The organism is Bartonella sp. AC329YNZD (assembly GCF_042196685.1).
Classification (GTDB): Bacteria; Pseudomonadota; Alphaproteobacteria; order Rhizobiales; family Rhizobiaceae; genus Bartonella.
Genome location: NZ_JBHIQS010000063.1, coordinates 1 through 2,100, shown reverse-complemented (window position 1 = coordinate 2,100; position 2,100 = coordinate 1). Strand labels below are relative to the sequence as shown.

The following is a 2,100-nucleotide window of genomic DNA, read 5'->3' as shown; positions in this document are numbered from 1 at the left end:
GCCTTCAATTGCAGGTCCCATAGGATCAAGGTCAAAATCTCTGCCAATCCGGATGGTACCATCATCACCAAAGGTTTTGATCAAGTTTACTTTTCCATAGAAAGACATAGGACGGTTGTTCTCAGTGGAAATGGTTTTTGTCAAACGTCCGCCAACACGGATCAACCATTGAGAAGGATTTTTCATATCAACGGTAAAATTATCAGCATCTTCAATGGTATTAAACATCAAATGTTGATAAGCAAGTTGTGCTTGAGGCTCGAAGGTTACGCCTTCCATTCCGGTTGCAAATTCTTTGCCAACGGTGGTGGAGATACTCAACATTTTGGCATCGTTCAACTTTGCGGTTTTGCCAATGATAGCATTGCCGATATCTCCTTTTAGAATTCCATAGGACAAGAGTGTATCTATATAGAAATCATTGTCATACTGCACGCTGCCATAAGCTGTTAGTGACCATTTATCCAATGTGCTCTTACTTACATCATCCATATCCTTTGGAGTGAAAGACAGCCGCCCATAGGTGCCTACAAGACCAAAATGTGTTGTGGTATTTTGTCCTTCTAATGCCGCGAATGCAACACCGGCTTGTAGAGCAGCATAGCGGATATCAGCACCATAACCATATTTGAGAGGTCCACGCTTGGAAGATAAGGTTCCTGTGTTTCCGTAAGTATAGAGGAAGAAACCGGTTTGTTTTTCCTCTTCTTTTCCTAAGACAGATGTTCTGATATTGGCTAAGAGTGCGTTTTGTTTAGCCATATCGGTTAATCCACTGTAGAAGAGAGCATTTGGCATGACCAAATAGCTTGCTGTTTGTGGTACAGGGGCAACGGTAGGGATATTTGTTTCAGGATCAGGATTTGAACCAGAATTGGAGCCAAGCAGTTCGGGTTGCAAACGGAAATCCCAGAAATTTTCATTCTTTTCATCAAAGAGGTTTTGTGCAATATCGGCTTTGCCTTGGCTTGAGTCTGGTCCATAGGCACGTAGTGTATACATATCCGGTAAGCCACCTCTTGTGGTATAACCATTTACCAGTTTGAAAGAGTTTTCTTCTGCTTTTCCAGAAACTTGAATGAGTGAAAGACCACGGACATTGGCAGCAGCAGAGGTGTTTGCTTCGATATTGTTCTCTTCTAAGCGCCCCGTGACATAAACTGATGTGTTGCCAGAGACATCCCCATGGATCAAAAGTCTATCGGTTTTTTGGTTATTTATTGCAGCACCATCACTCCAAGCCGTGTTGAAGTAAATCTTTGCATCACCCGTTGCATTGTAGACTTCTTGCGTGTCTGGTTTACCAGAACCTATATGCAATGTTTGGTAATGATCTTCGGTTGGTTTCTCAAAAACAATGGAGCTATTATCGAGATTAAGCACAGAAACATCAGAACGAGATCTTTGAGCGATATCAAGCAGATTGCCATCATCATCTTTTTCGTTTTTGCTAATTTTCAATGTCCATGTTGTATCGTTTTTCAGATCAAAACGTACATTTCTGTCTTTAGCAATATTTGCTCTGCCTTCTAGAGTAGACTGATCAGCGCTTAATGTGAAGGTGCCGTTGGAGATCGCTTTAACCTCTTTACCATCCCACAAATCTTTATCTTTCCATGACGTTTTGTCCCAAAAAATACCATCTCCTAATAATACGTCAGCATGGACTTCTGATTTTTTAAGATTGACTGTGCCGATTGATGGAGCAGCAGCATCTTCGATGCTTTTTTCAACAACAGCTCTAATGAAAATTCCTGTGCCATTTTCAGCATGAAGCTCTGTATTGGTCAGATTGATCTCATTACTATGATATTTTTGTGGATCATGCGAGCTATTTGGATTATCATCGGAGAAAGTTGCGAATTGTAAACCGGCAACTTCTGCTGTGGCAGAAACATCTGTCAGATCAATATGTCCACCATTTATTACAACCAGCGCAGCCATTTTTGCTTCTATTTTATTTTTCTTCCCATTCTGAGGAGTGTCGGATTGGGTATCTAGACCTTTAGAATTAGTATCAATAGCGCTATTGCTCGTTTTAATTGTGCTACCTTCAATGACAAAAAGACCAACATCAACATTTTGAATGGTTGTTTTGCC

Annotated in this window: 1 protein-coding gene; it reads right to left on the bottom strand. The window is 40.9% G+C overall.

Annotated elements, in window-relative coordinates:
- A partial coding sequence (locus ACFIMW_RS09155) for an autotransporter outer membrane beta-barrel domain-containing protein (RefSeq protein ID WP_375697394.1) occupies positions 1-2,100 on the bottom strand: 2,100 nt, incomplete at both ends.